The organism is Haloarcula pelagica (assembly GCF_030127105.1).
GTDB classification, from domain to species: Archaea; Halobacteriota; Halobacteria; order Halobacteriales; family Haloarculaceae; genus Haloarcula; species Haloarcula pelagica.
This window is the reverse complement of the sequence record NZ_CP126161.1, coordinates 2,763,436-2,790,359: the sequence shown is the minus strand read 5'-3', so window position 1 is coordinate 2,790,359 and position 26,924 is coordinate 2,763,436. Positions and strand designations below refer to the sequence as shown.

The following is a 26,924-nucleotide window of genomic DNA, read 5'->3' as shown; positions in this document are numbered from 1 at the left end:
CCACAGAGAGCAGCGATGGGCCGACGACCAACTGCGGCGATAGAATATCCAGAGATGGCACAGACGAAACCACAACCATCTGACGACGAGAACAGTCCAGTCACCCAGAGTGACGAGCGAACAGACCAGCAGGATCCCCAGACGTGCAACGAGACCGTTGCACCGGAGACCCGCAGAGAGATCCTCAGCACCTATAACCACCGGTGTCAGTCCTGTGGCCGATACGGCCCGGAAGGAGGCGGGCTGGCGACACTCCATGTTCATCACCTCGACCGCGATGTCGAGGGGATGGACGAGCACGACCCCGAGAACCTCTCCCTGTTGTGCCGGTCCTGTCACAGTTGGCTCCACCAGCAGTCGACGCCGGCCGACTCGCCGGTCGACCTGACCGATGCCGACCAGAGTGTCTTGCTGCCCCAGGATATCGAGATCCTGCAGTACCTGGAGCGGAACGGCCCCCAGCGCACCGGCGATATCACTGCCGGCCTGCCGACGGAGTTGTCGGTTTCGGCGGTTCGGGAACGGCTGTGGGTGCTGATGGGGCTCGACAATCGCGTCGATGACCGTGACGAACAGGTCGTCGACAAGGACGTCGAAACCGGGGAGTGGGGCCTGACCAGCCAGATCGAAAACTCCGTCCGTGGGGACATCCCCGATGACCCACAGCTCCTCCTCCAGCGCATGGAAGACGAGTTGGTGAGACAGGCACTCGATCGTGACTGCGATCGGAGTGCGGTCGAAGCCGTCCTGGGCGTGTCCCGGCGGACGACGTTCAACAAGGCCAAGCGAGCCTACGCCTACGACTTCCCGCTGGACGCGTTCAGCCGTGGCGGGCGGCCGTCAAAAGACGCGTCACAGGAAGGAGAGCCCTCGCTTACAGACGCTCACGTTGAGACCGACGAGCAACAGCGTCTCGATACCGTGTGTGAGTCGGACGAGACAGCAGAATCCGATGGAAGTGACGATGCCGACTCGGCAGAATCATCACGGAATGGTGAAGAGTCCGGTGACGAGAGGACGTCACTGACTGACGAGAGTCAGGAATCGAACATTCAAACCAAACTCGAGATACTGATCCAAGCGATGGAGGAAATCCGAACAGACCTATAAAACGCACCTCAACACGTCTCTCCAGTCGCTCCCTGCCGTTCGGAGCGCGTGTGTCGCCGGATAGAACTCTTCAGACCCTCTTTGTGCTGCGGCCCACACGTCGGTACAGACAGTATGGATCTCCTCCAGAACAGCACCTGACTTCCTACCCTCCAAATCAGTAATCATAGCGGCTCTTTCTAATTTAGTGATCGTTTCTGCTGTCGGCTGAAGTCGTGCGGACCGTCTCGGGGTTAACCTCTTAAAATTCTCTCAAAATTATATAAAATTTATGTTGCAACACCATTTTGACAGAGTTGCGTTGCGAAAGCGTCAGTTGAATATCTCACTCATCGACTCAAAGTCGGGGAGTTTGTAGGCCGTATACAGAGCAATGGCAAGTGAAACGAGTATCAGCGGGCGGAACTGAAACGACATTGTCTGCAAGTTTAGGATTCCCACCTGACTGAAAATAATCACGAGCATAGAAACAATGGCTCCCATTCCCATGATCCCCAAAAGTGGTTTTGACTCGGTATCTACTGGTCCAGAAGTGTGTCCACTGAGCAGAGTCGACAGACGATCACCAAAATACTCAACAAACTTAAGATACGTGATGAGAATCGTTGAGGCTGCTCCTCGGATCGGTAAACGGTTTTCGTCTTCTTCTCCGTGGTTTTCAAATAATTCACTCTGCCAAATATGCTTTTCCTCCCACTCTTGTTTCGATTCATACCGACGATTTGAACGGTCTGATACAGTGGATCCTGACAGCCGTTCGTGGTCCTCGTAAAATTCCGCCAGCGTTGGTGCTTCAAACATAGTTAACCCACCGCGATCGAGAATGTCATCTTCATAATCTTCGTGAGTGAGCAGTTGATGATTGTCCGGGTCGTAATCAAGTTCATCAGGATGATTTTGTGCTCTCGGGTGAATGAGCTGCCGGACTGAAGACTCTGTGAGAGAGCGCCCAGTCTCTTGCCGCCTCTCTTTGGGATACATCATGGGGTCGTACGGTTCGTTTTGATACGGCAGCGGGTTATCGAGAATCGGATACCGATACTTGGGTTCTCCTGGGAACATGGCCGGCGCGAGGTCCCCTTCGTCAAACGCGTGGTAAACTACGTCGGTGGTAAATGCGCCTGCACGACGAAGGTACCGGACAGCCGTTTCGATTCGGGTCCAGCCCAGTAAATCTTGAAGCGCCTTGGGGTTTCGGATAAAAGTCGCATAGTGTGTGGCTGCTGTGGCCCGAAGGCCCCGAATCGTAATGTTTTCCGGATCTACCCCCTCAGCGTTTTCCGCTGCCTCCTCTACGAGATTATTCATCGCTACCTGAGTGATTTCCATATACCCATAGTTTGAAATAAACTGTATGACAACGGCTGTTAGTCGTCGGGAATGACCGAACGGAACTCGACGGGCACTCCGTTCGTATTTTGGCTGCCACCGCTCCTCGTACAGAATCTCTTCTGGTGTCCTGTCGTCATCCGCGTTTTCCTCGTCATCTGCGTCTTCCTCGTCATCTTCGTCGGAAACTTCCTCGGGTAGCTCATCATCCTGCAACATTTTCTCAGCAACTTCCTCCGTGTCTCTGTCCGAGTCCTCGAGCATTTTCCGCTCAACTAACTCTTCAAGTTCATCCCTAAAGTCCTCATCTTCACCAGCGGCTTTCTGCTTCGCACGGATCCAACAGTTCATACAGGTACACGGGTCGTGCCGAGGAATCGCTATTTCTCCGCGATCCCAATCGATCCACTCCTTTCGAACGTGCTGAATCTCACCAGTACGGAGACCTAACCTCCCACCAAGTAGAATAATATAACAGGCTTTCAATCGTCTTTCGGAGTTTTCGATCTCCAGAGCACCGAGATAAAGTCGGCGGTACGTCGGTTCCCGCAGTGCTTCATCCGATGAACGCTCCGTTTCTAACATCTGCGATACCCCGATTATTATTGGACCGTGCTTAAGAGTCCCAGGGTGTCTCAGAGCGCGCGTGCCCACTCAAACACCACACCATTTATATACCATATCCTATCAGAGCTTTGCCCATTGGACGTCGATACTACACTCGTCCCAGTCGATGTTGTCGATACTCAGCCGTGACAATTCAACGCTCCGGCAGCCCGTATACCAGTTTAATCTCACAGCGACTTCATTCCGGAGTTTTGATCCAGGCGTCTTTCCCGGGACGTTATCGAAAAGGGACTCTACCTGTTGTGGTTTGAGAGCAAGTATGTCACTGGATCCTTCTCTGACACCGTCGATATCCTGCGCTACTAAATCATGCTGTAGCTTGTATTCCGCCTTGTCTTCGTGGATGTCGTAATCTTCCTTCAGATTAATCGTGTGTCGGTCTTTGCAGGGATGGCCGTTAGCAAGTTCGAGCCGATCCTCTGCGGCGTCGTTCTCGACGATACTATAGAACGACTGAACTGAACGATAATACGAACCGATTGTCGTGTCAGCAAGGTGAGTGTTGACCTGGATGTAGCCTTTGACATCGTCGGTAGTCGCTGCAAGTGGGTCAATATCGTTCGACTCACAGAATGCCAACCAATATCGCACCTCACGGCGACGGGTTTCAAGTGTGGACTCTTTGGTTCTTGATTTCTGTTGTTGGAGGCTGGTGAGATAAAGACCCAGTAGTTCTTCCATCTCTGATGAGATTTGCTTGTCCTCCGGGCTGGAATACTGGCCTTTTTCGTTTCTCATAGTCCTTTCATCCAGTGCCGAACACCGTCAACGATGGCGCTCTCGACGTTCTCAGTCGTATCTGTTTCGAGGTAAATGAGTGCTTCACGGACCTTCGGAGTGGGTTCTCTCATCTCCCGCGCAAGCCGTTGTGCTGTCCCTTCGATCAGGGGAAAGTCTTCGTCTTTCCGGGAGGCCGGAATGATGTAACTGATATACTCTTTCGGATCCATGTCGCCAGTCCCCTCCACACTACGTAGAACATGCTCCGGGATGTCCTGAGGATACGTTGGAATCCGTGGGAGAAGATCCATAGCGAGATTTTCAATGTCTCCGTCAGCTTCTTCCGTACTTGACGCCGACAGTGTGTCGAGTTTGCTCTCAAAAGCTTCTACGGTCTGTTGCATTTCCTCGAGCCGATCCGTCAGAGATGAAAGATCGATATCTGACTGATCAGTGGGTGTTACTAATTCGTCAATAGCGCCCTTCGAGACATATTCGTCGCGGATCTCGTGATCAACTGCTCGTCGAACAAGGGACGAAAGCGTCTCTCCCTCCTCCAAGGAATCCTTCCACTCCTGCTTCTTGTTGGGAGGTACTCGGACATTGAGTTTGACTTTGTCGTGAGCCCCATCTGGCATGCCGTCGGCTACGCGGAATTGCTAAATAAAATCTGGGGGTACGTTGTGTCCCCAATCAGCCGAACATCTGGCGCATGTCCGGTCAGTTAATCCTAACATATGTGCCTCTGAACGGTGAGTATGGTCAACGTCAACGAGCCCACCCGACTCCAGCAAAAACTGGACCGGCGCTGGGAGCAGCTCGATGCCGCCGACATCGACGATCGCGATCGGGAGGCCATCCGTGCCTTCGTCGAGTATCGTCGCGATGTCGAAGACAGAGCGCGATCCACACTCACGAATGACCTGAGTCAACTGCGCTGTGCATCCGAACGGGCCGAGACCTGGCTGGTCGACATGTCCTTCGGGGACCTCCGGCGGCTCCTGAGCACGCTCGTCACACCAAAACCCGACGGGTACGGGCTGGATCCCGACGGCACCGGGATGTACGGGTACAAGCGAGCCCTCCGTGTTTTCTTCCGGTTCCTCGACGAGAGCGACGACTGGGGTGACTACCCGTGGCACGAAGATGTCGAACTGCCCACGCTGGAGATGTCCGGCGCCGGGTCCCGTGAGGAGATGCTGTCGGGCGAAGACATCGAGGCACTGAAAGACGCTGCCACCTGCCCCCGTGACCGGGCCCTGATCGCGTTGCTTGCCGACATCGGCGGCCGGATCGGCATGGTCCTCTCGCTCCGGCGCAAAGACATGCACCTCGACGGCGACGAACCCTACTTCGAACCGAATGCCGAGGTTGTCGACGGGCTGAAAGACCTCGACAGCACGCAGATCCCCGTCCTGTACTCGCGCGCGGAGGTCCGCACGTACCTCCGGCACCACCACCCCGACAAGGGCAACCCCAGCGCGCCGGTGTGGGCGCTCGAACGCGGGTACGATCACGATAACCCCCAGCAGAGCGCCGTCGGGGACGATCGCGTCCGTGATGTCCTCCAAGGCTGTGCTGACCGAGCGGGCATCGCGAAGCCGGTCAACCCCCACAACTTCCGCCGCACGGGGGCGACGCGGATGTCGAACTCTGACCGGCTCACACCACAAGAGATCATCCAGATCCTCGGCTGGTCGGACGACCGACCGCTGGAAGCCTACGACCAGACCACCGAGTCCGAGCGCAACAGCGCCATCCACGAGGCGCTGGGCTTCAGCCAGGGCAACGGCGGGAGCGACGAGGACGAACTCGCCTTCGAACACATCGTCTGCGGGAACTGTCGCGAGGAGATCGAGTCGACCGCGCAGTTCTGTCCCAATTGCGGGCACGAAACCGACGACGCCGCCCGCCAACTGAAAGAGGACGCCAAAGACGATGTCTCTGGAGATGCCATCAACGAACCCGACAGTGACCGCCGGGAACTGAAAGGGGTCGTCCGCGAGGTGCTCGCCGAGAACCCCAGCCTCCTGGAGGACTGACGGCATCAGTTCTCTCCCTCCCGTTCGCGGAGATTCTCGTAAACGCGTTCGTACACCCAGGCCGCGTCACCATCACGCCCCCGCTCGTGAGCGACCAGTTCTTCGAGTTCGTCGAGGCGGTCGAGAAGCCGTTCTTCAGCCGACCGTTCTTCTGTGGTTGCGCTCATGGTATCACCAGCCAGACAAACAGCAGACTCACGACGCCGATCGCGAGCACCAGGACCCCAGTCTGTTGGGGTGTCACGCCTCCTCACCTCCGAGCTTCGGCCCGCTGGCGTCCAGCACGTCAGCATACCGGCCGAGCTTGTGCAGCACCGTCCGCGTCGGGCCCTCGCCCATCCCGAGGTCCTCGGCGATCTCGCCGAGATACCCGTTGGGGGCGTGGTCGTCGACGGCATCGTGAACATCATCCTCGGACACATCGTCGGGCAGTCGCTCCTGGACGGCCGTGTCGTCGCCACTCGCCGGGTCAGCAAGCTCCGAGTCGTCGGGGTCGTGGTCGAGTGGCACCGGATCCTCTGCGTCGTGAGCCATGCTGTGATGCTTGCCGAGATCGGGGGGCTGGTCGAACGGCCCCTTGCCACAGACGCCACACCAGACCGGGTCGACGCCCTCGTCGGGCTCCTCGAGCGGGTCGCCGACGCGATGCTCGTCGTCGTCGGTATCGGGCGCGTCGTCGCCCTCGTCGATGTCGTGGCCGGCTAGCCGGTAGAGGCTCCGGCGCTTGTCGTCCGGATCCTTGCGGGACTCCACACGACCGTCGCGTTGCATCTTCGAGAGGACGTTCCGGTAGTGTCCCGACGACGTTTCGAGCAACAGCTCGATCTCACTGCTCGGCAGCTCGCCGTGTTCCTCCAGGAGGGCAGCGATGTCAGCTTCCATTCCGGACCCCCCCTCGTCGGAGGTGGCGTCATGGTGTTTCTGCCCTTTGTGGATCGCGAGCCCCCGCTTGGAGTCGGTCGTGAAGGGGCAGCCCTCGACATCGCAGGTCAGTTCGTCGCTGGCTTCGGCTTCGTCGGCGGGATCTTCGTCGACGGTCTCTTCCTGCTCGTCGGTTGGCTCAGTCACGTCGCCACTGCCGGCCTCCGCGTCGTCGTCGCTCGCGAGCGCTGCCTCCTCGAGCTCGGTGCCGCGGTGCGCGAGCGCGAACAGTTCGTCGGCCTGGTCGTCGGTCACGTCGACGACCTCGACCGGGTGCTCGTCTAGACCGGACAGCTGGGCGGCGGCGATCCGCTTGTGACCGTTGATGATCGTCCCGTCCTCGCGAACGACGGGGTAGCCGCCGGCGAACTGGTTGCGATAGCAGCGCCGAACAACGGCGTCCCTGGGCTCGAAGTCGTCGGGGTGAGCCGGATGTGCGTCCAGCTCGTCGACGGCGCGGAACTCGATGCGCTTCTTCGGTTTCAGGACCGTGACGATCTGGGCGGTTCGGATGAACGCCGAGCCGATCTCGGCGTCGCGCTCCTCGTCGTAGCAGTCATGCAGGACGAGACTCCCGCGGCCGTGATGGATCCGATCGACCCATCCCTCGAAGACGCCGTGATCGGTGTGGACACGGACGCGCTTGCCCTGCAGGGCCCAGTCCAGCGCGTCGTTGAACGGGTTGCTCATGCTGACCGCCCCCTCGCCGGCACGGTCTCCCACCAGGCGCGGATGACAGTGGCGTGCTCGGCATCTTCGGCGCCTTTAGGGTAGTGGTGGGGGTCGTAGGCGCAGATATCGCCGTCGGCGTCGACGACGAGCCACACCCCAACAGTCTCGGTCTCCCGGAGCCGGTCGGCGGCCTCTTCAAAACTCTCGCCCTCGGCCTTCGCGACGCCGGGGTCGTCGACGCTGTAGGTGTCGCCTTCAGACATCGCCCTCGCCCCCCAGAAAACAGTCCGAGCACGGCAACCCGCGCTCGTCGGGGCAGTCCCGCGAGCCGTTGGGGCACAGTCCCTGATCGCCGACGCCACGAAGCTGCTGGACGGCGTGGACATCGCGACCGCCGTCGGTCTGTTCTCGCTGGCTCGCTGCGTCGCCGAGCGTGTCTGAAAAGAGCCGGAGCTTGTCGCGGCGGCCGTCGGGCAGCCGGTCGAACACCTCGTCGACGCGAAGGCCGGCGTTGATCGCCCGGACGAGGTGGCGCGATGTGGTGACGCCGAAGCCGAAGTCGGTCGAACCGCCCTCCCCGTCTGCAATATGAATCGAGAGGATCACGCCGTCCTCGTCGAGGCGCGTCTCGCCGCTGCCGTCGGTCGCGACGCGCTCGACACGCACGTCGTGCATCTCCTTGCGCTCGTGGCGGTCGGCGGCGTCACTCGCTGCGACGAGATCCGCGGCGTCCTCGCTCCAGGGACAGTCCTGGCAGTCGGCGCGGGGCACTATCGCTCACCCCCGAGCCGGTCGGACTCCTCGCGATGGATCAGCTGCGGGGCGCCGCCGAGGAGATCCCGAGCCTTGCTCGCGGATGCGGACTCGGCGAAACGGGCGTCGTTGCCCATCGTCTCCGCGAGGGCCGACCATCCCACGACTTCGTAGGATTCGTCCTCAGGATCGTAGCCGACCTCCGTGACGCCTGTGCTCGACCACGTCGTCGCGACCAGCTCCCCGTCGGCGTGGGCGAGGGTGCGCGTCCAGTCGGTCGCGCCGGCAGCGCTGGCGGGGGCGTCCTCCTGGCAGACCTCGCGAACGCGATGGACGGTCGCGCGGTTGGCGGCGATCTCGTCGAGGACCGCAAGCGCTCGGTCGCTGGCGGGCTGACCGAGCGGGAGTGGGAGCCGCTCGGCGTCGAAGGGGAGGTCCTCGGCGGCGGGGTGGGCTGCCATCAGGCCTCACCCCCCAGGTCGTCGGGATCCATCCGCTCTAGCCGGCGCGTCATGTCGCTCCCGCCGGAGTCGGCCTTGGCCTCCCGATGCGCCGGCTCGTCGAACGCCTCCCCACACTGCCGGCAGCGGTAGTCGTGATCGGTGCCGGCGTCGCCGACAGGGGAGCCGACGATCCCGTAGAACTCGGGGCTGTCACACTCGGGACAGGCGTCGACCAGGCGATCCATCAGGCGTCACCTCCAGCGGCGTCGGGATCCATCGCGAGGAGCGCCGCGGTCCGGGCGCTCTCCGCGCCGCCCTGCGTGTTCGTCTCCGGCGGGCGGACTGTGGGCTGGTCGAACGTGTGCCCACAGTCCTCGCAGTGGTACTGGCGGCTGTCGGTGGCGTGTTGCCCGCGGGCGCTCAACGAGCGCTTGCGGATCGTCGCGCTGTCGCAGTCGGGACAGACCTCGACTGTCTCGGCCATTAGGCGTCACCTCCCGCGTGGCGCTTGTCCCACTCGAACTCGTAGTCGACATCGTCGGTGGTGTGTCGGAGTGACGCCTGCTGTGGCCCCTTGTTGCGGTCGTCGGCGTCGTCCAAGACACAGAGACGACAGGCGGGCCACAGCCGACGGTGGGCCTCGGCGCGCGTCACGGTCTCGATGCTGTCGGCCCGCAGCAGGTTGTGGCAGTCCTCGTCGTCGTGATAGCAGATATCGCCACGGCTGGTCGTGGCACTGTGATGAACGTCGTCGTCGAGGGCGCCGTCGTCGCGCTCGATGCGCGCCCGGCGCTCCTCGCGCGTGAGGTTCGCCATCTACCGCACCTCCTCGGCGTCGACAACGACGGTACTCGCGAGCCACTTCCCGCCGGTAAAGGCCTGTGGCGTCCCGTCGTCGGACCGGAGGATACCCCGCTCGGGGGCGAGGATGGTCTCGGCGCCGTGCTCGATGGCCGTGACCTCCTGGTCGCGCAGGAGCGGGTGTTCGGTCCGCCGGCGGGCCTCGGCCCGATCGGCGATGTCCATTAGAGCACCTCCACGTCGTCGCGGTCCATGTCGACGACCTCGATGTCGTGGTCGTTCCACACGTCGATGTGCCACGTGCTTTGGAGCAGACGGGCCACCCGCGCGGTGACGGCCTCGGGCTCAGGCCCGTGCCCCATGTCGCCGGCCGCGATGTCGGCCTCGAACGTCTCGTAGCCGTAGACGCTGTTGACGTAGTGGTGCGTCGAGATGCTGACGTGGTCGAACACTTCGAGTTCGTCGCCGTCGACACGAACCGTCGCACGTTCGCCGTGTTGAAGTCCGTCGGCCATCACTCGTCACCTCCCGTCGGCTGCTGGCGCGGCTCCGCGTGGGCCAACCGATGCCGGTCTTCAGTGTGGATCGCCCGGACCAGCTCCAGGCGCGAGCGCGGGAAGCTGTACTCGGTCTGGCTGCCCAGTGACACGTCGGTGCGCTGGGGGTAACAGACCTGAATCACCCAGTCGCTCGCGGGGTAGTCCTCGTTGTAGTCGGCGACCGTCTCCGACCCGCTGCCGACGGGATGGTCCTCGGCGCGGTTGCCGGGGATCCCCGTGACGAGCATCGTCGCCTGGTCGTCGCTGTCGTCGGTCAGGACGGCCACGGCGCGGCCGACGATCCCGCCGGCGCCGTCGGCGATCGGACGGCAACTGTTATCCGCCGCCGGGTCGGACTGTGCGACTGGGCGGCGCTTGTCGCCTGCACAACCCCCTGACGTATCTGGGCCCACGCCCCCGCGTGGGTTCGGTTTCGTGTTCTGCGAGTCGGTGCTTTCACGACCCTGCGTAGGGTCGACTGCGCGATTAGTGGGCGTACTCTTAAGGCGCCCGTGTTCTGATAGTCTCATGGCTTCGAATCTCCCTTGGTAGGGACGGAAGCCAGCGGCCCCGAGGTGCTGGTACACCATTCGAGGGGCCGTTTTTGTGCGAGTGTATGGCTTCCATCCAGACAGTATGGCGCAAGTTACTTAGTCGTTACTCACCAACTATGTGTGAACGCACACGCTAATAGCGTGGTGAAACATAATAAATGAGTAACTGTCAGACCGGTGAGTCTAAGAGTGCGGAATCGGACAGAGATGATGTGCCGCGCAAGGACGCCGAGTGGATGAATCCCATCGACGACCGGATACTTGAGCTGTTCCGTGCAGAGGGGAACCTCAATCCGGCCGCGGTCGAAAAGTTCGGCGTCACGTCCGCTAACCATGCCAGCCGTCGGTGTTCGAAGCTCGCAAAGTATGGGCTTCTTACCCGTATCGCGCCCGGTCTTTACGCGATTACTGACGACGGAGAGGCATACCTCGACGAGGACCTCGACGCCTCGACGCTCGATCCGGTCGACGACTGACATCATTCTACGCCGCCGCCCGCCCGATCCTCGCCAGCAGGTCGTTTAGCCACTCGGGCTCGTCCAGATCGGCGAGCTCCCCGTCGCGCCAGGAGGTCACGACTTCGTACTTTCCTCCTCGGGTGATGTCGAGGCGCCACTTCCGGCCGTCGTCGGTCTCGACATCGACGCGGGCGCCGCGTTCGCCGCGGGGCTCCAGGTGTTCGACCTCAACGTCCAGTCCCTTGCGGATCTCGATAGTTGTCGTGTCGGGCATACAGGGACGACCGACGGGGGATAGCACACTTAAAGTTCGCTTCAATTCCGGAAAGCGCCGGCGCCGCGACGGGCTTAACCAACACTCGCCCGGTGTGGTTAACCAACACCGCCCCCACGTCGCGCTTAACCAACAACGCCCCACCTATATCGGCGAAGTGTAGGTTAAACGGCCGGCGTCACTGCCCCGGCGGCACGGCCACTTCGTACGGCGACCGAATCGAGGCATCACACACCCGATACTCGGCGCCGCGTCCGGATCCCTCGCACTCGATCAAATCGTACTCGCGGAGCTTCGCCAGCTGATCGCGACGCGCTCGGCGCTGGACCGGCGTCCGAGCCCTGCCAGCATAGGCGTCGTCGGCGATCTCGTCGTAGCGGCGGTGCAACGCCCCACCTCGCAGCGGGCCATCGCGACGGATGAGCTCGTACAGCAGCTGGTGATGGAAGGGCAGCGACTCCAGATTGCTCTCGCGGATCCACGCTTGCGCGCGGGGCCAGCCGTCCTCGATGTCGGCGTCCCGGATGCGGGAGTGCTGGCGCTCGTCGGCGATCTCCGCCGCAGCGAGCAGCGTCTGGATCCCGGCTCTCGCGACGCCGGCGACGGTGTCGGCGATCCGCTCCAGTTGGTCGCGACCGACGGGATCACCACGCAGCCCCTGACGAACCCTGGGTTCGAGGATGTCCGCAAGCTCGTCGACAGAGTAGCGGTCGAGGACGACCTCGCGGCCGACGACGCGGTGACGAACACGATCGTCGACGCGGGCCAGCCAGTCGGTTGGCTCGTGGCAGATCGCGACCCACGAGCACAGCGGAACGTCGTCCAGCCGGGCGAGGGCATCCGAACGCGGGAGTTCGCTCGCTTCGTCCAGGACGACGACGGTCGGCCGGTCGACGCGCTCGTCGAGGGCGAGACAGAGGTCTTCGAGTGGGGTGTTCATCGCTGGGTCGGCGCCGAGCTCCTGGAGGACATTGCGAACGATCCCGGCGGCGGACTGGTCCAGCGCGCGGACGTAGGCGGTGTGGATGTCGGCTCGCTGCTGGAGCCGCCCCAGTGTGTGGGTCGCGAGGACGGTCTTCCCGACGCCGCTGGGGCCGGCGATCAGCACGTCGTCGGCGCGATCACCGTGGGTGGCGGGCTCGAAGGCGCGCGTCAGGGCGGCCACGGCAGGCTCGCGGTGGAGAAGCTCTTGGGGCGGGTGGTCGTCTCCAAACACCGACCTGTCAGCGATCATGCTGGCCGGTAGTGATGAGAGACTGGCATATAAACGGGTGCGTCAATTCCGGAAGTGCTGCTCTGGCGGGCGCAAGTCTAACCAGTGGGGAGTTTGACCACCAGCACGCAGCGAAACACGGCAAGCGCGAAAAACAACTAGTCCTCTTTGGTGCGGCGACGGCGGCGGATTACTTTCCTGACCGCCCGAATTGGACCGTACCGAGGGCTGTTCGAGATACGGGTACCCTCAAACCCGTCACTGTCGTTGTCATTTCGCTTGCCCATCACATCCCAACATAGGCACCGCCTGTTATAATGTTTTGGCATTAAAATACCATGGTGTATCGGTCAATCCGCTTCACGTGTGTCGAAATACCAGACGATTATCGCCTCGGATTTATACACAAGTATATCAACACCCACAAGGAATATCACAAGCGCGGCGAATACAACCGTCGATGCCGGGCTAAACGCTACCTGAAGTACCCCAACGATGGCTCCAGCAGTGAGGAACGTAATCGCATTGATTACGAAAATGATGGTCAGTGCAAGGATGATTGCGTTGTACTGCAGAACGTACTGGTTGAACTGAATCCAGTTTGAGTATCCCTTTGCGAGCTCTGTGTGGAACTTGACCTCGGTGTATCCTTCGTCGATAGCTTCAGTAAGATCCCTGCGACCGATACCGGCTTCGAACGAGGATGCGATGTATGTGATCGCGGCGGAGATCGAAGACAAGACGAGGGCCAGCCCGCCCGCAATAGTGAACAGGTTGACAAACTGTGTGATTTGTATCGAGCTGGACCGGACGGAAACGGAGAGGGCGGTTAGTAGAAGGCCAATCAACACGAGAACTGCCCGGAGGATTTTCACCGCCTTTGTATCCATTTGTTGAAGCCAGTTCATTTGATGATTGACCGTCTCTTTTGCTTCCTCACAGGCTCCCTGGAGGGCAGCAAGATTGGCTTCATCATCTCCGTCAGACATTATATACGAACTGTCATGCGGATGTTCCCGGGATAAAGGTTAACTTTTGAAGAGGGGTAAGTTAGGAGACCCGCTACGGCAGCGACTCCAGGCTGGAGGCTGCCGCGTCCAGGAGGTTAATCAGTGCCTCCAGTGTGAGGGTCCCGGTCAGTAGTCCCGCACTGAGTGCGAAGCACACCAGACTGAGTGCGATTAGGGCGGTGCTATCGTCGATGCGCTCGCGGGTTTTCTGTGACAGGCTCATAGTGGTCTGTCAGGGTTTACATCCCGACAGAGGACTGTCTCGATGGGTGATACTTAGTTCCCACCGACGAGTCAGGTCTGGCGAGAGTCGTGTTCGGTTACGACCACCGATCGAGCAGTACGCGCTTGCAGGGGTGGCAGCGTCGTTGTCGAAAACACCGTCGGAGATAAATAACAAATCCAGTATGCTAAAATCGGATGGAGCCATTACAGCGCCTAAGCCATGGCGAACCATGGTTTTTGGTACCAAAGAATTATATCCATTCTCCGATATGAACGGATATGGGAGCACCATCTTATGTTGAAAGGGTTATAGCTGCCCTCGAGATCGCATCGAGAATTGCAATCGTCTGTCGTTTTGGTATCGACATGTATCATCGTGCGAAAGATAATCGCGATGACGAGGAAGGGTTGGAGCCCGGTGGCGTGATGTTGGACTTAGGTGATGTTCGCGAACACGACGAGTACCACCCAGAACGCGCCTCTGGTGGAAGGGAACGGTACCCGACAACGCCCCAGCCAGCTCCGAAGCGCGGCTACCAGTCAACGGGGAACAGGAGGCGATTCAGGTAGCATCGAACGTCCGACAGTCGAGCACGTGCGCGTAGCGGTAGGGATCCGACAGCGCCCGTATCACGTCACGGTGGGGGTCGGGCCCGTCGCCGAGCCCAGTCAGGACGGCCTCGGCGAACTCGGAACACGGCGCCGTGATGAATTGGCTGTCAGTCACAGCGAGCACCCCTCGCAGGCGAGCAGGTTCGGGCCGTCGGGGTGGCTGTCCGAGGTCAGCGTCGCCGCCTGCCGCTGTCCACAGATCTCACAGACTGCGTCGACCGTCGGCGCCGTCTGCAGCCCCATGTTGACGATCGTCTGGAGGTTGCCCCACGGATCCCGGCGGAGCCCCCACTCAGGAATCATCGCGATCGTCCTCCGCGCCGGTAGTGAGTCGTGCCCAGGCCAGCCGGAGCAGTTCGAGCGGGCCGTGGCGCGGGCCGTTGTGCATCCGCATGGTTCGGGTCGGTCTTACTCGGCATCGTTCTCCCGTGGGTCGTCGACGAGCTCGTAGAGCCCGTCGTGGACCTTCTCCACGTGACCGTGTTTGAGCAGGTCGGTCAGTTGTTCTCGGACGTACTGTAGGCTATACCCCGTCTGTTCGGCGACGAACGGTGCCGTCACCCGGCCTTCGCGAAGCATCTCTAAGGCCTCGCTCTGCGCCGGCGACAGGTCGTCATCGGTCAGCGCCATACCGCTGGTTGCTCCGCTCACACCATAAGCCACGTGTGTGTATAACTTATGCCTTGTCCCACATACCATAGACCCCAAGGTATATGGTTGTGGCACTGTTACACCTATACGTGAGCGGGAGTCCGGTCCAGAAAGGCCGGCACGTGCGCCAACACGTCCGACCGCTTGCCGCCAAGCAAGCATGTCTACGTACCAGACCCCAACCCAAGAACGTACCGACACTGACGACCGCATTGAGGGCCCGATCCCGGAGTTCGACAAGTTCGGACAGCACACCGGCGAGCACTTCTACCGGTGTACCGACTGCCGCGCCGAAGCGATGCGCGAGCGGGATCTCGCCGACTGCTGCGGAGGGGCGGCATGAACGGCGAGCACCCGATGGCCGACACGCGCCGGCGTGAGGCCATCGATCGCGTCGCCGACCGCTTCGAGAGCCAGCTCCTGGGCGACATCATCCGCGACCAGCTGTACTACGACGACGGGCCGGTCCTCCGGCTCGCCAACGTCATGGAGCGGGCCTACTCGCTCGCCGACGCCGGTGATGTCGAGTCCGAGGCCGCCAAGGACGGCGCCTTCGCCGCCGGCGAAGAGATTCACGACGTCCTCGATGCGGAGGCCAAGGCCCAGGTCCTCGCGCGGCTGGACGATGTCGTCGCCGACCGGGTCGACATCATCGACCACCATGGCGCCGACGGCCGCCGCGCCGTCGACGAGGCCAGCAAGTGCCAGCGGCTCGGGGAGATCCCCGGTGGTGATGCGTGATGGCGTCGAAGCGCGCCGAACTCCGCCCCGCGACGGACCCACTGGACCTCGACGAACGCGACGCCCGGGCGTTAACTCAGACCATGACGGTGCTGGACGATATCGCGCCAGCGCCAGCCGACGCGCCCGGTCTGTTTCACGTCACGTCCGGGTCCGGTCGCAGTTACGTTGTTGACCTGGATCTTGGGACGTGCGAGTGCTTGGACTATCAGGTGCGAAACCCACCCGGCGGATGTCTGCATATCCGCCGAGTTCAGTTCGAGACTGGACGGCGAGAAGTGCCGGGTTGGGCAGACATCAGCGCGATCGACGAGCAGTTCCGCCAGTACGTGTCCGCGGAGGGTGAGGAATGAGCGAACACGTGCTGCCAGCGAACGTGTGCCCACACTGCGGTGGTGTGTTCGAGCAACTGGCGAACCACTGGGCGCAGTCGGCGACGTGTGTCCACCCCACCCTCACCCAAGAGCAGCGTGAGCTGCTGAAGGGGTTGGTGATGGGCGACGGATCGATCTCGAATCCCAAACGCGGGAGCGGTGATTCTCGGATGCGAGTGACCAGCACGAACGAACGCTGGCTCCGCTGGTTACGCGCACAGTTCGGGCCGCTCGCGACCGAGCCGACGCTTGACCAGACTGGCGAAGAGCTCGGTCGGAAGGCACGGAGCAACCCATCGTTCGACGACTCCGGTGGGGATTGGGAATACAGCGACATCTACCGGATGTCGGTTCGGTCGCACCCCTACCTCACGATGATGCGCAAGCGATGGTATCCGGACGGCGAAATTCGGTATCCGGATGATCTCCATCTGACCCCGCTTGCCGCGAAGGCATGGTACTGCTCGGACGGCGGGATCTCGTGGACGGACAGTGCTGTCTTCGCGGCCTTCGGAACGCATAACGAGGCCGATCGTCCCGGGTTCCTGTGCGATCTGTTCCGAGAGCACGGCTTCACCGCCCGATACAGCGAACCGCTCGTGCGTGTGTCTTCGACGCAAACAGAGGACCTGCTTGAGTGGATGGGGACGGCGCCGGCAGGATTCGCGTATAAGTGGGAGAGCCAGTCACGCCAACGCTATGACCGACTGAAGATGGAGGTGACCGGATGATCGCCTTCGCGACCGGGCGGCGGCCGATCCCCAGCTGGGCCGACCGCGCGGCGATCGACGACCAGCTGGGGCTGCACGTCGCCGGCGAGCCCGACTACCAACACTTCGATACCGGGGTGTCCGACGATGGATAACGGCCCGAGCTACGAACCCCAAGACCTCGACCTGCCGGACGGGGTCGTGTACTGCGTCGACTGCGGGAACGTGTTCGTCTACCACAACCGCAGGGGCTGCCCGACGTGTCACGCCTGGGAGACGGCGCAGGAGGCCGTCAATGACTGACCACCCCACGGGCTCTCCCCAGCAGCGCCTCGCGGAGATCCGCAAGCAAGCTGGCCTCGTCCTGGAAGCGATCGACGAGGACGCCGACGCGGCGGTCGACGTGGCGACCATCGCGATGGCCGCCGACATGGCGCTGGACGAGCTGGGCGACGGCGGGGAAGATGGCGACCCGGTCCGCGCCGACGGCGGGGGTGGCGTTGTGGTCGAGCACACGCTCCCGACGGGCCACCGCCGCCGCTATCGGTGGGTGCCCGACGGCGACGAGTGGACCCGCCACGTCGAGGAGCGCGACGGCGACGACTGGCGGCCGGTCGGCGACGAAGTCGTTGAAGACGTGACGATCACGCACCTCACGGAGGCGTCGCGATGAAAGTCGAACTGGAACCTCTGGAGGGGCTGCCAGTCCACCGGCTGACCGTCACCGACCCGCAGGAGGCTGATGTCCACGCCGGGGAGTGCGTCGGCTACCGCTGCGCGGAGTGCCACCAGGCCGACGAGACGCTCGACCAGATCTGGCACGACGCTGGTTGCTCGCTCGCCGGCGAGCACGGTCGCGCCCACTACGACGACTTGGAGCCCGACGTCGACGTGGAGACGCCCACGCCGGAGTTCGAGCCCCACCACGAGATCACGGTCGTCATCGCGGCGGTCGGCAAAGCCGGCGTCGCGACGAACGAGCCGCTGGCGTTTCGCTGTGCCTGTGGGAACCTCGACGAGCACCTCTTCGAGGTCGTCCACGACGAGGCCTGCGAGCTGTCGGGGCCGGTCCAGGCGCCCGACGGCGACATCGTCCAGCTGGTCCCCGAGTAAAATCCCGGAGGCGCCGATGAGGGAATAACTGGGTTTATGTTGTTTCCCCTAGCGTTATGACGAGATAGTATTTCTGTATGTATAGACTGTATGAGTTATAGGAATAAAATAGACACTCGGTTCTCAAAGACAGACAAAGAGACCTTTTCAGCGTTTCTCGTCTCACTTCCGGTGCTGGGCCTTCTGCTGCCATCATTGATGACAGAGGGGTATCCCGTTGGGAACGAAATCTTTGTCCACCTGATGCCAGCACTCCACGCGCGGTTTTCACTGCTGGCTGGCGAGTTACCGATATACACTGATCTCTTCTTTTCCGGCCGTTACCAGTTCGCGAATCCACTCTGGTTCGGCTGGTATCCGTTTGCCTGGCCGCTGTACGTCCCCGGGTTGCCACTTAAAACCGCGATTTACATTGTAGTCGCGCCGCACCTACTTGCGGCACCCGCCATCGCATATTACTACAGCCAAAAGACGTTGCCGTACTATTTCGCTGTCCCATTTGCCTATCTCTGGCTGATGCCGATCACTGTTCAAGCCTTCGGCGGGCACTTGGAGAAACTGTTCGCGTGGCCGTGGCTGGTATTGTTGGTCTGGCAGCTTCGACCCTCAAATCTGACCGAGCGCCCTCGCCGAGCAGGGTATATAATGGGTTTCTGTGGTGGGATGATGTTTCTCGCCGCTGGGAACTATTATTTCATTTACGGGCTGCTAATCGCGGTGCCGTTTGCACTCGCGTACTGGCATCGTGATATGATCAAAGGTGCTGTTCTTGCTGGACTGATCGGCACCCCGCGACTGGTGACGGTTGTCGCACTGTTGTTGGAGGGGACATCGCGGCCCGAGGTGGGATTCAAACTCACACTGCCGAAAATGGTCTGGCTCCTCTCCGGATTGCATCTGATTGAGAGCATTTCGATCAAAAAGGGACTCATTTTCCCTGGATTCGCAGTCATCGGGCTTCCAGCCCTCTGGTTAGGATATCGATCGGTCAAACAGACAGACTGGGGCGATATTAGTGGACCGTGGCGGCCTGCAGCAGTTGTTGTGATCGCTGTCGGTACTTTGATCGCGACGGGTTCGCCGGTCATTTACACTCTTCCAGGGAGCGGCCTGATCCGGACAGCTGGTCGAGCAAATATCATCATCGCACTGATGACGCTGCTGTTCGTCTGGGTCGGCTTGCGGTACGAGTGGGCAAATCGACATAGCGTCATCCGCGTTGCGGTGGCCGGATTGTTGTTATCATCGGTTGCGATGGCGGGTGTGGCGTTTGCTACCCTCGACATGATGTCCTCGCAACCGACGACGTTCTCAGACACCGTGATGACAGAGGTCGATGCAGCTGGCTGTGATGAGGTCTGGATAAGCCACACACCGGCGTGGAGTTCGTCGGGCGATTATACTCGCTTCCGACCGGAACGGCTCTCATTCGAGGCCACAGAACGCGGGATAGCTGTCCGTGCTGGACATGTCGGCCACTTCGGGCAAGAGTGGTCACTTCGTGACGAGGGTGGAGCCTATCAGGTCGATGTGCTGGTGACGCCGGTTAAACTGCCAGACGGCGGGAGTGTAGATATGTCAACGATGTTTGATCGAAAGCCGGTCGATACGCTCCCGGTTTCGGATACTTCTTTCCTGCAGACTGTGTCGACGCCGCGTGATCAAATCCACCTCTATGAGATCGGAGAGGGTTGTTAGGCATCAAATCAGGGCGTAGCTGTCGTAATAGGCAGATACTGTATCCAGACCCGAGTCACCACCGCCTGAGTTTGTTTGGAATCCGACCCCTCCCGAGGAAAATGTTCCATCTTGCGCAGCTGCTGTCGCAAGGTTCGATCCGGATGTGTCGAACAGCTCGTAAATGATATCGCTGTTTGATTTCCACTGGATCTTCATCCGGTACCAGGTTTCTGTTGAGATGGTGACTGGATCGCTGTCGAGAACAGTGTTCTCCCCACGTTTGAAAATCGCAATGTCTTCAACATCGTCGCGCAGGAGGGCATTGTAGGAATTGCTGCTCCCAGATTGAACGCCAAACCACACCTGTGCGTCCACACCGGCGTTTTCAATGCGGACCCAGATTTCGATCGTGTCCCCCTTTTCCGGATATGTGGGAAGGCCGGAATAGGATTTGATCGTTGGGAACTTCGGTTTTGTCGATCCGTCCGGGTCACCGGAGAGCTCAAGCGCATATGAGCCGTCTTTGACAACGCCAGACTGTGTGCTCGCAACACCAGTATCGCCCTGATATTCCGCAAGGTCATTATCCTCAAAATCATCAACCGTCTGCGTGCCTGGCGACGATGTGACACCGGTCTTGATCGCGTAATCGAAATACGGCGGCGTCATAGCGACTCCCACCCGTGGCCACCGGCCGAATACGTGGTATCTGAACCGCTGATCTGTCCGACCTGCGTGCCGCTGTCGACTTCGGTGACTGTCATGGTGATTGATCCATCTGACTGCCAGTCGATGTTACAACGGAGCCACTCGTCGTCGGGGATGACGATCGTCGTATCCTCGACGATCGTGACTTCCGTTCCCGAGGCCTCGACCAGCAGCCGGAGCGCCTCGCCGCTGTTGTTGACCTCCGAAATATAGTGGTTGTTCTGGTCCTTGACCGCGAACAGGTGCCGGGCGACCTCGCCCGACGAGACGTAGCAGTGCCAGTCGAAGGCCTCGCCAGCTGCAGCATCGGCGTTCAGCACGCCGGCGCCAATCTGGATCTGCGAAGCCCCCGTCAACTGCAGCGCGTAGTCGCCGTGCTGGACGGGGTTGCCGCCGAGATCCGGAACCACGGATGCCGAGCTCGTGTCGCCGTTGTACTCGCTGACCGAGCCGTCCTCGTGGTCGTCAATGACCTTGCTGGAGCCGCCGCCTCCGCCGTCCGATCCCGGCGCTCCCGAGCCACTGACCGTCCGAGCGAAGTCAAAGAAGGCCCGCTCCTGGTTGCTGAGCCCGAACGCCCCAGCCCCCCAGCCGATGCCGCCCTCGCTGAATGTGTCGTTGGTCGTCGACCCCGAGACGACCGACGTGCCGTCCTGGCGATAGAGCTCGAGGTCGAACCCGCCGCCGGAGAGCCACGAGACCACGAGCCGGAGCCACTGGCCCGTGGGGATGCCCGCTGACTGGTCGATGAGCAGCGTCTTGGTCCCGCCAGAGACCTCGCGGGCCTGCAGAGCGCTGTCGGTGATCCGGACCTCGTAGTGGTTGCTCAGGTCCGTCCCGCCGAACAGCACGTAGTTGATGGCGTTGCTGTTGTTGACCCAGAGTTCGGTCCCCCACTGGTCTCCAGCGACCGGGTAGTAGGGCAGGCCGTCGCCGTCGGCGCTGTAGATCGCCTGCTGCCCGCCGTTGGGGCCCGAGGTCAGCTCGCCGGCGTAGGTCTGCTGGTAGACCGGGTTCGCGACGACCGCCGCCGACCCTGTGTCGCCGCTGTATTCGGCGATATCGTTGTCCTCCCAGTCCTCGATGTACTGACTGGCCGGCGATGTCTTCTCGGTGACGGTGATGCTGTCGCTGGCTTCGGCCCGATCGGGGATCCGCGTGACCGGCGACAGGATCGTGTTCCCGCTGCTGAACGACCCCGACGGCGGCGCCGCGAAGCGGGCCTCCTCGAGGCGCTGGACGCGGCGCTTGACCGAGGAGACGATGCGAGCGGCGTCTTCGGCTGGATCTCGGACCATGGATGGCTCTATGCAGGTCTGAACTGCAGGATGGCGGTGACGGTCAGTGACTTGTTCGAGGTCTTGACTCTGGGTTTGATCAGCGAGTGATTCAGGAGCGTGCCGCCCGACGAGGCGGTGACGAGCCCGGCTTCCTTGTACTCGAAGCCGTTGGCCTCGCCGCTGCCGATCAGCGTCTCGCACTTCAGATTGTCTCCGTTGTCGGTGTGGGCGTCTACCGACTCGCGATACTCTTCGCTATTCAACGATGTGTTCGTCGCGACGGGCGAGGTGTCGTCGGTCCCGAGCGCGATATGCGACGCTGTCAGCGCCGTCGGCGACTGCGTCGGGTCCAGGTCGTCGACGCGGTACTGGTCCAAGCTCTTCGTTGTCGTGTTCGTCGTCTCCTCGGCTTCCTCAGGCTCCCGGCGCCGGAGGATCGCGAGCTTGTGCCAGTCGGCGAGCGTGTCCCAGGTGGGGTGCTCGTCGCGGACGGCGTCCATGTCGTGCTCCTCGATTCGCCAGCGGCCGGAGATTGCGGCGCTGTCGACGGTCGCCACGGTCAGACCTCCTCCAGACGGCGCATGGTGATCGGACTCTCCAGCGTGCCGGATCGATACCGGTCGGTCTTCGTCGTGATCATGTATGGCTCGTTGATGTTGAGTCGAGAGAGCGTCACGTCCAGCACATCGCCGGGCTGAGCCCGATGCATCCGGGCGCTGGCGGCTTCGAACGACAGTCGCGACGAGGGCTCGTTGTGGTCGTCGACGATGCCCTGGGCGATCTGCTTGCCCTCGTCGATCCCCCTGACCGTCTCCCGGCGATATCGGCCCTCCTTGGCGCGGTATTCGTTGATCGAGGTGCCGTCGCTCGCCTCCACGGCAGTCTGATAAAAGTAAAAGATCCGATAGTACAGCGTCCCGGTGCTGCTGTCAAGACCGACGCCGTGGCCCGATGAGCCGTCGGCCTCGGCGAGGATGTGTGGATTCTGCAATGACGCGTCGTGCTCGGGAAACTCGAAGCGGACGATCCCCGAGGAGAAGTCCGACGCTGCCAGCCTGGCCCTGGTGTAGTCGGCCTTCGTGTCCGAGGGCTTGGCAGGGTTGCCGTTGCCGTCGTCGGGATGGATCCGGACGATGATGTCGTCGCTGGAGTTGTTCTGCAGGTCCAGCTCGATCGCGGCGATCCTGCTCTTCCGAACGTCGACCTGCTGGGCCTCTCGCGAGCTATCGGTGACCGTGTTGTAGGTGTCGCTGCTGGTCTGCTCGACATCCAGCGCCGGCTCGCGGATCCCGTCGACGAGGATATCGTTCGCGAGCCAGTCCCCCATCTTGGGGTTCCGCAGTGCCCCCTCCACGTCGGTCCGGAGGGTCAGTCCGAACGACGACGGGACCGAGCCCTTGGCCTCGACATCCAGCGCTGTCCCGTCCTGTCGGTAGCGGATGTCTGCCTGTGAGCGGATCCGCTTCAGGCACTCCAGGACGGGTGTCCGCTGGAACTCGTGGCTCTGCGTCGTGGAGATGGAGCTGATCTGGCCAATGTCGACCTCGGCGACTTTGGACTGGAGAATCGTCGTGATGATCTCGTCAACCGACACGTTGTCGAACACGCCCGTGTAGTAGCGCCAGTTGGCGACCCCGTAGACGAAGTCCACGAGATCGAGTTCCCGACGGTGGGTGACAGGACCGTCCAGCACGTCCTCGGTGTCTTTGACCAGGCCGGTCCACTCGGCCTGGAGACTGGACTCGCCCTCGAGCTGCGTCCGCCAGATGACCCGGTCGCCGACGGTGATTGCATCCGTCAGTGAACCGTCGTCGTTGTCGATCGTCAGCGTGCCCGTGTCGATGAGGTCCTGCGCCGACCGCGTCGTCGACGGCGCGTTGAGGATCCGCTCTTTCGGGACTTGCTCGTCGGCGTTGGTAGGGGAGGTGGACGTGTTGTCGGGCTCGAAGACCAGCAGGTCCATGTCTTCGACGGAGATCATCGACCCGGCGCTCCCGTGTCCATAACTCCCTCGCGCTGGAGTGCTCTGTCGATGCGGCGGACGGCCTCGTCGGCCTCCCGCTGGTTGCTGGCCTGGATCGTGTCGGCCTGGACCTGGATCGTGGTGCTCGTCGGCTGCGTGGTCGCCATGGCGGCTCTCGGTGGGCGCCGGGTCTGCTGTGAGACGGCGTCGCTCTGGATTCTCGGCGTAAGCGACACGCCGGCGTTCTGGAAGACGCTGGAGGCTGCTTCAGGGCTAGCGTCGCCGCCGACCAGCGAGATGACGCCGGCGCCGGCTTCGGAGGTCGCCTCCAACTGCCCGAGCGTGAGGATGTTCGCGGCGTTTAGCGCAGTGTCGGCAGCCTGCCCGCCGACCGTCTCTCGCGTGCCTTGGCCGGCGCCTTCGATGCCCTCCAGGATCCCGCGCTGTTCGAGCTGGTCGACGATGCCGAGGCCGATCGCCGCGCCGATCGTGCCGGCGCTCGCGAACGTCGCAGCCGACCCGGCGGCCGCGCCGATCCCCGTCCCGGCGAAGACGTTCCCCAGCTGGGAGATGGCGGTAAGCGACCCGCCGATCTTCGCGAGCAGCGGCGCGAGGACCAGTCCCTTCGCGATGACATCTTGCATCCCCGGCGGCAGGTTGTTGAACGACTCCAGGAGGTCGTCGGTCGCCCGAACTGCCGAGGTCAGCGGCGGCAGGACGGAGTCCGCAACAGTGGTCCCGAACCGCAAAAGAGTGGGAGAGAGGTCGATCAGCGCGTCCAGCAGCTCCATCAGCTCCGGCCCGACCTCGTCACTGGCTCGGCGGATCTCCCGCAGCGCTGTCGGGCCGTTGCGCTGGAGGAAGCGGAACAGCTGTCGGAGCGCCGGCAGCGAATCTCGCGCGAGATCGAACATCGCGCCCGAGGCAGCCGGAATCGCCTCCATCGCGAAGCCGCCGAAGTCCTGCAGCGCCTCGTTGAACTCCTGAGTGGAGCCGGCGGCCTCCAGGGAGCGCTCGACGAGCGTCGGGAGTGCGTCGACGCCGTCCTCGATCGCCGGGGCGAATCGCTGGCCGAAGTCGACGATGAGCGGCCGGATCTCCTGACGGAGGTTCTTGAACACCTCCTCGGTGCCACCGACCCTGTCGGCGTAAGCGACGAACCCGCTGCCGACGACTGTCCCGAACGCACCGGCCAACGCCCCAGCCGACGCGGCGGCCGTCCCGAGCGCTGCCGTGATGGGTAGCAGTGTCGTTGAGAGCGTCGCGATGGATCCGGACAGTGCAACCGTCGAGAGGCTGAGGCTGGAGAAGCCAGCCGACGCCGTCGACGCCGATCGGCCTGCGGCGCCGATCTCGTCCTCGGCCTCGTCAGCACGGTTCTCGACGACCTCCAGCGTCCCGGCCAGCTCCAGGGCCTCGCCCTGGGCGTCGTCCATGCCCTCCTCGAAGTCGCGGGTGTTGGCCGTAATCCGGACCGACAACCCGCCGTCCGAGAAGACTCCTGGTGGCATCTATGTGTGCTCCTGGATCGCTTCGCTGACCCGACGCTGTTTCTCCGGCCGGTTCTCGATGCCCGATCGAGTCGAGATCGACCCGCCAGCGTTGTGCTGCTGCTCGCGCTGGTGCTGGAGGTACTGTTCGGTCGTCTCGGCGAGTTGGATCATCTGTTTTTGTCTGTGCGAGAGGTCCTCTAAGTCGGAGAAGCGATACCCCCACTCGTGGTAGGTCTTGAGCCAGAGCGCCTCCTCGGCGACGTCGGGCAGCTCTACTCGTTTCCCTCGTCGGCGTCGTCCATGATCGCGGACATCATCTCCATCGCGTCCTGGATGGTCTGCCCGCCGGCGTTGATGGCGTTGAGATAGCCGATGTAGATGGCGTTGACCCACTCCTTCCCGGTGTTTTCGCGGTTCCAGTCAGGGTCAACCAGTAGCTCCTCGACGATGTAGCGCTCGAACTCGTCGCTGCGGTCCTCGTCGCCATCGCGAGCGCCGCCCTCCAGCTCCGACAGCCGCTCCTCAATGTCAGGGGTCAGGCTCGTGAACGTGACCGCGTACTCCTCGGCAGTGCTGGGGTGCTCGACAGTCCCCTCGATCGTGCCGGTGCGGACCTCCTTGGTCAGCCGCTCGAGATCGTCGGTCACGAGATGGTCACCCCCTGGGACTCCCACTCCAGCGAGCGCTGGTGCTTACCCGAGTCCGGCGACTCGTCATGGGATCCGGGCGACATCATCCGCGCCGAGGGGCCGGTGATCGTCCCGACCGAGCCGGCGTCCCACTCGATGTCGCTGGTCTCGCCGGTCAGGTAGCGGACGACCTGGTTGACCGACTCTGTCTGACCGGCGACCGTGGCCGACCACGTCGTCGTCCGACCGGTCATGTGGATGTTCCGCTGGGGCCCCTCGTTCTGCGAGTTGTCCTCAAGGCCGAGGTCGACCTGAAGCTCGCCCTCGATGATCTCGGCGGCGATCTCGCCGGCCGAGCTGTAGCCGTAGTCCGAGCCGAGGAACGAGATGTCCGTCGGCGAGGAGATGGACGCCGCGTGCGACCCGCCGCCCAGCGTCGGCACGCCCAGATCTCCTTCACCGTGCTCGTAGCTGTCCTGGCCCTTGATCGTCAGCAGCAGCGTCCCCGAGCCGCCGGGATCGCCGTCGTAGAGCTCGACGTCGCCGACGCACTCCGCGGAGAGTTCGGCGGCGTCGATGCCAGAGAACCCGCTGGTCCCCTGGACGGCCGTCGTGCCGTTGAGGGAGATGCTGTCGGTCGTCCCGGCACCCTCGTTCTCGACAGTCAGCGTCTGTGTCGTGTCGGAGTCGTCGGTGCTCTTGGCCCACAGCGTCGTGTCCGCCGGCGGTTGGTCGATGCCGTAGACCCGCCCTTTCTGAGCCTGCCAGTTCAGCTCGACCTCGGGGTTCTGGGCCTGTTCGGTGACGAAGGGGATCGTCGCGTCGCTGGGGGTCGCGCCCTTGAACACGACGAAGATCCGCACGCCGTTGCCGGTGGCGCCACCGTCGGCGTGCTCCTCCCGGCCGAGCAGCGAGTGCGTGTTCTTGACCGAGTTGTCCGAGTCGATCAGCATGGCGTCGGCCAGCGCGTCCTGCGGGTCGCCCGACCCGTCGACGAGCCACTGCTGGAGCCGGTAGCTGATGCCCGGCTCGTGGATCTCGGAGCCGCCGTTGAAGTCGACCGGGTCGGCGTCGCCGCCGCTGCGGTCAGCTTCGACCTGGGCGTCGGGCTCCCAGCCCCACCAGCTCATGACTTTGTTCGAGAAGGGCTGCCAGTCCGGATCGGACGGCGTCTGGCCCTTGGTGGTTTCGCGGATATACTCCCATCGCTGCGGTCTGATGCCCGCTTCTGGCGGGCCGCCTGTAATGCTCATGAGTTGTTAGTCTCCGTGATTGATCG

At 62.3% G+C, this 26,924-nt stretch carries 42 protein-coding genes; 13 read left to right on the top strand and 29 right to left on the bottom strand.

The window, feature by feature from the left end; all coding sequences use genetic code 11:
- Positions 1-54: 54 nt before the first annotated feature.
- The gene (locus P1L40_RS14855) at positions 55-1,110 is read left to right on the top strand and encodes an HNH endonuclease (RefSeq protein ID WP_284008135.1); all 1,056 of its coding nucleotides are present in this window, start codon (positions 55-57) and stop codon (positions 1,108-1,110) included.
- A 312-nt stretch (positions 1,111-1,422) separates the two neighbouring features.
- Here P1L40_RS14855 and P1L40_RS14850 read toward each other — a convergent pair whose 3' ends face one another.
- The 3 genes from P1L40_RS14850 to P1L40_RS14840 form a co-directional block, all read right to left on the bottom strand.
- Complete coding sequence (locus P1L40_RS14850; protein ID WP_379775051.1) at positions 1,423-2,790, bottom strand: site-specific integrase; 1,368 nt, start codon at positions 2,788-2,790, stop codon at positions 1,423-1,425.
- Between the two features lie 336 nt (positions 2,791-3,126).
- Positions 3,127-3,804 (bottom strand): hypothetical protein, encoded by a 678-nt coding sequence (locus P1L40_RS14845; protein ID WP_284008132.1) that lies wholly within the window; start codon positions 3,802-3,804, stop codon positions 3,127-3,129.
- Entirely contained in the window at positions 3,801-4,424 is a 624-nt protein-coding gene (locus P1L40_RS14840; RefSeq protein ID WP_284008130.1) for a YlcI/YnfO family protein, read from the bottom strand. Before P1L40_RS14840 ends, P1L40_RS14845 begins: the two co-directional genes overlap by 4 nt.
- Before the next feature lie 120 nt (positions 4,425-4,544).
- Here P1L40_RS14840 and P1L40_RS14835 point away from each other — a divergent pair, with 120 nt between their 5' ends.
- A complete protein-coding gene (locus P1L40_RS14835; RefSeq protein ID WP_284008128.1) occupies positions 4,545-5,828 on the top strand; it encodes a tyrosine-type recombinase/integrase in 1,284 nt (427 codons plus the stop codon).
- Between the two features lie 5 nt (positions 5,829-5,833).
- Here the strand turns inward: P1L40_RS14835 and P1L40_RS14830 are convergent, their stop codons facing one another.
- From P1L40_RS14830 to P1L40_RS14780, 11 genes are all read right to left on the bottom strand, one after another.
- Entirely contained in the window at positions 5,834-5,995 is a 162-nt protein-coding gene (locus P1L40_RS14830) for a hypothetical protein (protein ID WP_284008126.1), read from the bottom strand.
- Between the two features lie 73 nt (positions 5,996-6,068).
- A complete protein-coding gene (locus P1L40_RS14825) occupies positions 6,069-7,472 on the bottom strand; it encodes a ParB N-terminal domain-containing protein (protein WP_284008125.1) in 1,404 nt (467 codons plus the stop codon).
- Entirely contained in the window at positions 7,436-7,684 is a 249-nt protein-coding gene (locus P1L40_RS14820; RefSeq protein ID WP_284008123.1) for a hypothetical protein, read from the bottom strand. The genes P1L40_RS14825 and P1L40_RS14820 overlap by 37 nt, the downstream gene beginning before the upstream one ends.
- A complete protein-coding gene (locus tag P1L40_RS14815; RefSeq protein ID WP_284008122.1) occupies positions 7,677-8,192 on the bottom strand; it encodes a hypothetical protein in 516 nt (171 codons plus the stop codon). Before P1L40_RS14815 ends, P1L40_RS14820 begins: the two co-directional genes overlap by 8 nt.
- Positions 8,192-8,635: a hypothetical protein gene (locus tag P1L40_RS14810; RefSeq protein WP_284008120.1), complete on the bottom strand. Its 444-nt coding sequence runs from the start codon at positions 8,633-8,635 to the stop codon at positions 8,192-8,194. The genes P1L40_RS14815 and P1L40_RS14810 overlap by 1 nt, the downstream gene beginning before the upstream one ends.
- Positions 8,635-8,862, bottom strand: coding sequence for a hypothetical protein (locus tag P1L40_RS14805; protein WP_284008118.1), 228 nt, complete (start codon positions 8,860-8,862; stop codon positions 8,635-8,637). Before P1L40_RS14805 ends, P1L40_RS14810 begins: the two co-directional genes overlap by 1 nt.
- The gene (locus tag P1L40_RS14800; protein WP_284008116.1) at positions 8,862-9,101 is read right to left on the bottom strand and encodes a hypothetical protein; all 240 of its coding nucleotides are present in this window, start codon (positions 9,099-9,101) and stop codon (positions 8,862-8,864) included. The genes P1L40_RS14805 and P1L40_RS14800 overlap by 1 nt, the downstream gene beginning before the upstream one ends.
- The gene (locus P1L40_RS14795) at positions 9,101-9,433 is read right to left on the bottom strand and encodes a hypothetical protein (protein WP_284008115.1); all 333 of its coding nucleotides are present in this window, start codon (positions 9,431-9,433) and stop codon (positions 9,101-9,103) included. Before P1L40_RS14795 ends, P1L40_RS14800 begins: the two co-directional genes overlap by 1 nt.
- On the bottom strand, positions 9,434-9,643 hold the full coding sequence (locus P1L40_RS14790) for a hypothetical protein (protein WP_284008113.1): 210 nt from the start codon (positions 9,641-9,643) through the stop codon (positions 9,434-9,436).
- Positions 9,643-9,933, bottom strand: coding sequence for a hypothetical protein (locus P1L40_RS14785; protein ID WP_284008111.1), 291 nt, complete (start codon positions 9,931-9,933; stop codon positions 9,643-9,645). Before P1L40_RS14785 ends, P1L40_RS14790 begins: the two co-directional genes overlap by 1 nt.
- The gene (locus P1L40_RS14780) at positions 9,933-10,370 is read right to left on the bottom strand and encodes a hypothetical protein (protein ID WP_284008110.1); all 438 of its coding nucleotides are present in this window, start codon (positions 10,368-10,370) and stop codon (positions 9,933-9,935) included. Before P1L40_RS14780 ends, P1L40_RS14785 begins: the two co-directional genes overlap by 1 nt.
- 353 nt (positions 10,371-10,723) lie before the next feature.
- Here P1L40_RS14780 and P1L40_RS14775 point away from each other — a divergent pair, with 353 nt between their 5' ends.
- Entirely contained in the window at positions 10,724-10,987 is a 264-nt protein-coding gene (locus P1L40_RS14775; protein ID WP_336402168.1) for a type IV toxin-antitoxin system AbiEi family antitoxin domain-containing protein, read from the top strand.
- A gap of 7 nt (positions 10,988-10,994) precedes the next feature.
- Here P1L40_RS14775 and P1L40_RS14770 read toward each other — a convergent pair whose 3' ends face one another.
- The 4 genes from P1L40_RS14770 to P1L40_RS14755 form a co-directional block, all read right to left on the bottom strand.
- On the bottom strand, positions 10,995-11,243 hold the full coding sequence (locus P1L40_RS14770) for a hypothetical protein (protein WP_284008109.1): 249 nt from the start codon (positions 11,241-11,243) through the stop codon (positions 10,995-10,997).
- A gap of 178 nt (positions 11,244-11,421) precedes the next feature.
- On the bottom strand, positions 11,422-12,477 hold the full coding sequence (locus tag P1L40_RS14765) for a Cdc6/Cdc18 family protein (RefSeq protein WP_284008107.1): 1,056 nt from the start codon (positions 12,475-12,477) through the stop codon (positions 11,422-11,424).
- Positions 12,478-12,806: 329 nt separating this feature from the next.
- Complete coding sequence (locus P1L40_RS14760; protein WP_284008105.1) at positions 12,807-13,445, bottom strand: hypothetical protein; 639 nt, start codon at positions 13,443-13,445, stop codon at positions 12,807-12,809.
- Positions 13,446-13,518: 73 nt separating this feature from the next.
- Positions 13,519-13,689, bottom strand: a complete 171-nt coding sequence (locus tag P1L40_RS14755) for a hypothetical protein (RefSeq protein ID WP_284008103.1) — start codon at positions 13,687-13,689, stop codon at positions 13,519-13,521.
- A 281-nt stretch (positions 13,690-13,970) separates the two neighbouring features.
- Between P1L40_RS14755 and P1L40_RS14750 the strand changes: the two genes are divergently transcribed.
- Positions 13,971-14,261: a hypothetical protein gene (locus tag P1L40_RS14750; protein ID WP_284008102.1), complete on the top strand. Its 291-nt coding sequence runs from the start codon at positions 13,971-13,973 to the stop codon at positions 14,259-14,261.
- Here P1L40_RS14750 and P1L40_RS14745 read toward each other — a convergent pair.
- The 3 genes from P1L40_RS14745 to P1L40_RS14735 all read right to left on the bottom strand — a co-directional run bounded on the left by P1L40_RS14745 (position 14,254) and on the right by P1L40_RS14735 (position 14,954).
- On the bottom strand, positions 14,254-14,418 hold the full coding sequence (locus P1L40_RS14745) for a hypothetical protein (protein ID WP_284008100.1): 165 nt from the start codon (positions 14,416-14,418) through the stop codon (positions 14,254-14,256). The two genes, P1L40_RS14750 and P1L40_RS14745, sit on opposite strands and share 8 nt — an antisense overlap.
- Positions 14,415-14,606 (bottom strand): hypothetical protein, encoded by a 192-nt coding sequence (locus P1L40_RS14740; RefSeq protein WP_284008099.1) that lies wholly within the window; start codon positions 14,604-14,606, stop codon positions 14,415-14,417. The genes P1L40_RS14745 and P1L40_RS14740 overlap by 4 nt, the downstream gene beginning before the upstream one ends.
- A 105-nt stretch (positions 14,607-14,711) precedes the next feature.
- The gene (locus P1L40_RS14735; protein ID WP_284008098.1) at positions 14,712-14,954 is read right to left on the bottom strand and encodes a hypothetical protein; all 243 of its coding nucleotides are present in this window, start codon (positions 14,952-14,954) and stop codon (positions 14,712-14,714) included.
- Between the two features lie 160 nt (positions 14,955-15,114).
- Here P1L40_RS14735 and P1L40_RS14730 point away from each other — a divergent pair, with 160 nt between their 5' ends.
- The 9 genes from P1L40_RS14730 (at position 15,115) to P1L40_RS14690 (ending at position 19,590) form a co-directional block, all read left to right on the top strand.
- Complete coding sequence (locus tag P1L40_RS14730; protein WP_284008096.1) at positions 15,115-15,297, top strand: DUF8118 domain-containing protein; 183 nt, start codon at positions 15,115-15,117, stop codon at positions 15,295-15,297.
- Positions 15,294-15,695: a hypothetical protein gene (locus P1L40_RS14725; RefSeq protein ID WP_284008094.1), complete on the top strand. Its 402-nt coding sequence runs from the start codon at positions 15,294-15,296 to the stop codon at positions 15,693-15,695. Before P1L40_RS14730 ends, P1L40_RS14725 begins: the two co-directional genes overlap by 4 nt.
- Complete coding sequence (locus P1L40_RS14720) at positions 15,695-16,048, top strand: hypothetical protein (RefSeq protein ID WP_284008091.1); 354 nt, start codon at positions 15,695-15,697, stop codon at positions 16,046-16,048. The genes P1L40_RS14725 and P1L40_RS14720 overlap by 1 nt, the downstream gene beginning before the upstream one ends.
- The gene (locus P1L40_RS14715) at positions 16,045-16,800 is read left to right on the top strand and encodes a hypothetical protein (protein ID WP_284008089.1); all 756 of its coding nucleotides are present in this window, start codon (positions 16,045-16,047) and stop codon (positions 16,798-16,800) included. Before P1L40_RS14720 ends, P1L40_RS14715 begins: the two co-directional genes overlap by 4 nt.
- Positions 16,797-16,934, top strand: coding sequence for a hypothetical protein (locus tag P1L40_RS14710; RefSeq protein ID WP_284008087.1), 138 nt, complete (start codon positions 16,797-16,799; stop codon positions 16,932-16,934). Before P1L40_RS14715 ends, P1L40_RS14710 begins: the two co-directional genes overlap by 4 nt.
- Entirely contained in the window at positions 16,927-17,082 is a 156-nt protein-coding gene (locus P1L40_RS14705; RefSeq protein ID WP_284008086.1) for a hypothetical protein, read from the top strand. The genes P1L40_RS14710 and P1L40_RS14705 overlap by 8 nt, the downstream gene beginning before the upstream one ends.
- Positions 17,075-17,452, top strand: coding sequence for a hypothetical protein (locus P1L40_RS14700; protein ID WP_284008084.1), 378 nt, complete (start codon positions 17,075-17,077; stop codon positions 17,450-17,452). Before P1L40_RS14705 ends, P1L40_RS14700 begins: the two co-directional genes overlap by 8 nt.
- On the top strand, positions 17,449-17,892 hold the full coding sequence (locus P1L40_RS14695; RefSeq protein WP_284008083.1) for a hypothetical protein: 444 nt from the start codon (positions 17,449-17,451) through the stop codon (positions 17,890-17,892). Before P1L40_RS14700 ends, P1L40_RS14695 begins: the two co-directional genes overlap by 4 nt.
- Positions 17,893-18,135: 243 nt before the next feature.
- Entirely contained in the window at positions 18,136-19,590 is a 1,455-nt protein-coding gene (locus P1L40_RS14690; protein WP_284008081.1) for a hypothetical protein, read from the top strand.
- A gap of 3 nt (positions 19,591-19,593) precedes the next feature.
- On the opposite strand, the gene P1L40_RS14685 is transcribed toward P1L40_RS14690, so the two are convergent.
- The 8 genes from P1L40_RS14685 to P1L40_RS14650 form a co-directional block, all read right to left on the bottom strand.
- Positions 19,594-20,241 carry a hypothetical protein gene (locus P1L40_RS14685; protein ID WP_284008080.1) on the bottom strand — a complete coding sequence of 216 codons (648 nt, stop codon included), beginning with the start codon at positions 20,239-20,241 and terminating at the stop codon, positions 19,594-19,596.
- Positions 20,238-21,578 carry a hypothetical protein gene (locus tag P1L40_RS14680; RefSeq protein ID WP_284008077.1) on the bottom strand — a complete coding sequence of 447 codons (1,341 nt, stop codon included), beginning with the start codon at positions 21,576-21,578 and terminating at the stop codon, positions 20,238-20,240. The genes P1L40_RS14685 and P1L40_RS14680 overlap by 4 nt, the downstream gene beginning before the upstream one ends.
- 8 nt (positions 21,579-21,586) lie before the next feature.
- Entirely contained in the window at positions 21,587-22,117 is a 531-nt protein-coding gene (locus P1L40_RS14675; protein WP_284008076.1) for a hypothetical protein, read from the bottom strand.
- A gap of 2 nt (positions 22,118-22,119) precedes the next feature.
- Entirely contained in the window at positions 22,120-23,541 is a 1,422-nt protein-coding gene (locus tag P1L40_RS14670) for a hypothetical protein (protein WP_284008075.1), read from the bottom strand.
- Positions 23,538-25,034 (bottom strand): hypothetical protein, encoded by a 1,497-nt coding sequence (locus P1L40_RS14665; RefSeq protein WP_284008074.1) that lies wholly within the window; start codon positions 25,032-25,034, stop codon positions 23,538-23,540. Before P1L40_RS14665 ends, P1L40_RS14670 begins: the two co-directional genes overlap by 4 nt.
- On the bottom strand, positions 25,035-25,187 hold the full coding sequence (locus tag P1L40_RS14660) for a hypothetical protein (RefSeq protein ID WP_284008073.1): 153 nt from the start codon (positions 25,185-25,187) through the stop codon (positions 25,035-25,037).
- A gap of 101 nt (positions 25,188-25,288) precedes the next feature.
- Entirely contained in the window at positions 25,289-25,663 is a 375-nt protein-coding gene (locus P1L40_RS14655; RefSeq protein ID WP_284008072.1) for a hypothetical protein, read from the bottom strand.
- Complete coding sequence (locus P1L40_RS14650) at positions 25,660-26,898, bottom strand: hypothetical protein (RefSeq protein WP_284008070.1); 1,239 nt, start codon at positions 26,896-26,898, stop codon at positions 25,660-25,662. Before P1L40_RS14650 ends, P1L40_RS14655 begins: the two co-directional genes overlap by 4 nt.
- Positions 26,899-26,924: the final 26 nt, after the last annotated feature.